This window comes from Pseudochrobactrum sp. AO18b, assembly GCF_000409565.1.
Lineage (GTDB): Bacteria > Pseudomonadota > Alphaproteobacteria > Rhizobiales > Rhizobiaceae > Pseudochrobactrum > Pseudochrobactrum saccharolyticum.
The window spans coordinates 1-2,849 of the sequence record NZ_ANNO01000060.1 but is presented as its reverse complement, the minus strand read 5'-3'; the positions used below and the strand labels follow the sequence as shown (position 1 = coordinate 2,849).

Annotated in this window: 4 protein-coding genes; 2 read left to right on the top strand and 2 right to left on the bottom strand. The window is 48.3% G+C overall.

What is annotated here, in order from left to right:
- Positions 1-238: 238 nt before the first annotated feature.
- Positions 239-658 (bottom strand): metallopeptidase family protein, encoded by a 420-nt coding sequence (locus A918_RS0102940; protein WP_022709610.1) that lies wholly within the window; start codon positions 656-658, stop codon positions 239-241.
- Positions 659-808: 150 nt separating this feature from the next.
- The gene (leuD, locus tag A918_RS0102935) at positions 809-1,414 is read right to left on the bottom strand and encodes a 3-isopropylmalate dehydratase small subunit (protein ID WP_022709609.1); all 606 of its coding nucleotides are present in this window, start codon (positions 1,412-1,414) and stop codon (positions 809-811) included.
- A gap of 243 nt (positions 1,415-1,657) precedes the next feature.
- On the opposite strand from leuD, the gene A918_RS0102930 reads away from it, so the two are divergent.
- Both A918_RS0102930 and A918_RS0102925 read left to right on the top strand, forming a co-directional pair.
- Positions 1,658-2,527 (top strand): CoA ester lyase, encoded by an 870-nt coding sequence (locus tag A918_RS0102930; RefSeq protein ID WP_028233303.1) that lies wholly within the window; start codon positions 1,658-1,660, stop codon positions 2,525-2,527.
- A 35-nt stretch (positions 2,528-2,562) separates the two neighbouring features.
- Positions 2,563-2,769 (top strand): DUF1737 domain-containing protein, encoded by a 207-nt coding sequence (locus A918_RS0102925; protein ID WP_022709608.1) that lies wholly within the window; start codon positions 2,563-2,565, stop codon positions 2,767-2,769.
- The last annotated feature ends 80 nt before the right edge of the window (positions 2,770-2,849 follow it).

Sequence of the window (2,849 nt, the reverse complement as noted above, 5' to 3'; positions counted from 1 at the left end):
AGGGGCGAAGCTCTCTGCCGCTAGCAGCGCCGCCGCCCTCGTTGTGTCGCTATATAGACCCCACTCTCCCAAACTGTCAACACGACTTTTAAAAAAAACTACACAAATCGCAAAGTTTCTTTCCACAGGGAAAACTTCGAATTTTATGCAATCGTTAACCAATGATGGAGGGCTCTTTCGAGCAGAGATTCTATATGTCTCAGCAAGCCGCTCTGCACATTATATATAGCAGAGCATATTAATGCTGGCTGCCGAGCCGCTCCATCTCCGCTTCCGACAGACCTAAGCTCTGGCCGATCTCATGCAGCAATATATGACCGATGATCTCGCCGAGCGTTTCTGTATTCTCGCTCCAGTAATCCAGAATAGCCCGACGGTATAATGTCAGCACTTCTGGCCCCTCCTGCGCGCGCAAATGAAACCGCTCTCCGACACCCCGCCCCTCAAAGAGACAGAGAATGTCATAAGGCGTATCCAGATCCAGATCTTCCATAACCTGTTCATCCGGAAAATCGGCCACTTCGATACGAATCTGCGGGCTGAGCGCGCGAAACTCATCCGGCATATGCGCATACGCATTCAATGCCAGTGATTTCAGTTCGTCTACAGACGGGGCAAGCCTTGTTGCCCAATCTCCGCTCAGATCAGTCTGAACCATTGTCCCTGTCTTTCTGCCCCGCTTATTATACAGCAGGTAGTCCAAAATTGATTCCATAAAAAAACCACGCTGACAGCCATCTGCAGCGTGGTTTCAAAACTGATATAGGCATTTATCCTGTAAATGCCAAGTGAGCCTTATTTTAAAGGCTCATGCCCACGGACGGCTTGCAGAATTCTTCTTCTCAAATACCGAGATATTATCCGCTTTTTCCATTGTCAGGCCGATATCATCCAAACCATTGAGCATACAATGGCGTTTGAACTCATCCAGTTCAAAAGCAATGGAACCGCCGTCCGGACCGGAAATTGCCATCCCCTCAAGATCAACTGTCAGCGTGGCATTGGCGCCGCGCGAGGCATCGTCCATCAGCTTATCAAGATCTTCCTGAGAAACTTTGATCGGCAGAATACCGTTCTTGAAACAGTTATTATAGAAGATGTCCGCAAAAGACGTAGAGATCACGCAGCGGATGCCGAAATCCAGCAAAGCCCAAGGCGCGTGCTCACGGGATGAACCGCAACCAAAATTATCACCGGCCACCAGAATCTGCGCATTGCGATAAGCAGGTTTGTTCAGAACGAAATCCGGATTTTCGGAACCGTCTTCATTAAAGCGCATTTCCGCGAATAGACCTTTACCAAGACCTGTACGCTTGATTGTCTTCAGATAATCCTTAGGGATAATCATATCCGTATCGATATTGATGATCGGCAACGGAGCGGCAACGCCGGTAAGCTTGGTAAATTTTTCCATCGGTCTCGTAACCTGTAAGTCAAAATGCTTTTCTCATTGTGCTTTACACCAGCTTTTTGCAGAGTCAAAGGCCTGAAATCCAAGCGAAGTGCCGCACCATGATAATAATGCGCCCCTCAACCCCAAAGGCAACTACCTTTTCATTGATTGCCTATGATATTCAATTCAAACAATATCCTGTCATTTTTGACTGGTTTTCAGATCAAAAATAACACGAACATCTTTGTCAGGGAGAAATTCTGAGTGACACTTTATCAGCCGCGCCGTGCCGTGCTTTATGTTCCGGCCAGCCATCAGAAAGCCCTCGCCAAAAGCACACAACTACAGCCCGATGCCATTATATATGACCTTGAAGACTCTGTTGCCGAGCAAATGAAGCATGAAGCGCGTGATAATCTGCGCGCACATTTTCAGGAACAACACCAAACAGAACAAAGCCCGCTAAAAGCTATCCGTATCAACAGTCTTGCCACGCAATGGGGTGAGGATGATCTGAAACTGGCAGCAGAACTCAAAACTGAGGCTATTGTTCTGCCGAAAACAGAAACGCCGCAACAGGTGATAGATGCTGCCCGCAAGCTTGATGATTATGATGCACCGGAGACCCTCGGTATCTGGGCAATGATTGAAACGCCGCGCGGTATTCTCAATGCGGATGAAATTGCACGGCTGGCGCAAAAATCCGCTGCACGCCTCAAATGTTTCATCGTCGGCACCAATGATATTGCTCTGAGCACTGGGGTTAAAACCACCAACCAGCGCAGCGCATTACTGCCATGGATGATGCAGATTATTCTTGCCGCCCGTGCCGGTGGTATTGATGTACTGGACGGTGTTTATAATAATTTTCAGGATCAGGAAGGCTTCAAAGCCGAGTGCGAACAGGGTGCTATGCTGGGTTTTGACGGGAAAACTCTGATTCACCCTTCCCAGATTGAAACCGCTTTGAACAGCTATTCCTCAACTGCCGAAGAAGCCGCATGGGCAAATCAGGTAATTGCTGCTTTTAATCTGCCGGAAAATGCTGCCAAAGGTGCCATCTCCCTGAATGGCTCTATGGTCGAGCAATTACATATTCGTCAGGCAGAACGCGTCCTTGCGCGCGTGCGCTGATTCTTTCGAGTTTCTGCAAACTACAGGAGTTTCCTATGCAGCTTTATCGTTTTCTTACCGGTCCGGATGATTCTTCCTTTTGTCATCGCGTTACTGAAGCCCTGAACAAAGGCTGGATGCTCTATGGCTCGCCAAGCCACAGCTATAATGCCGAAGAAAAGAAGATGTATTGCGGTCAGGCCGTAACCAAGACCGTTGAAGGTCATGAATATTCGCCGGATATCAAGCTCGGCAGCTTCTAAAAATAAAAGCCCCTGCATATCCTGCAGGGGCGTTTTCTAATTTATTAAAGGCCGCGTTTTTCGATCATGGCTTGCGGGGC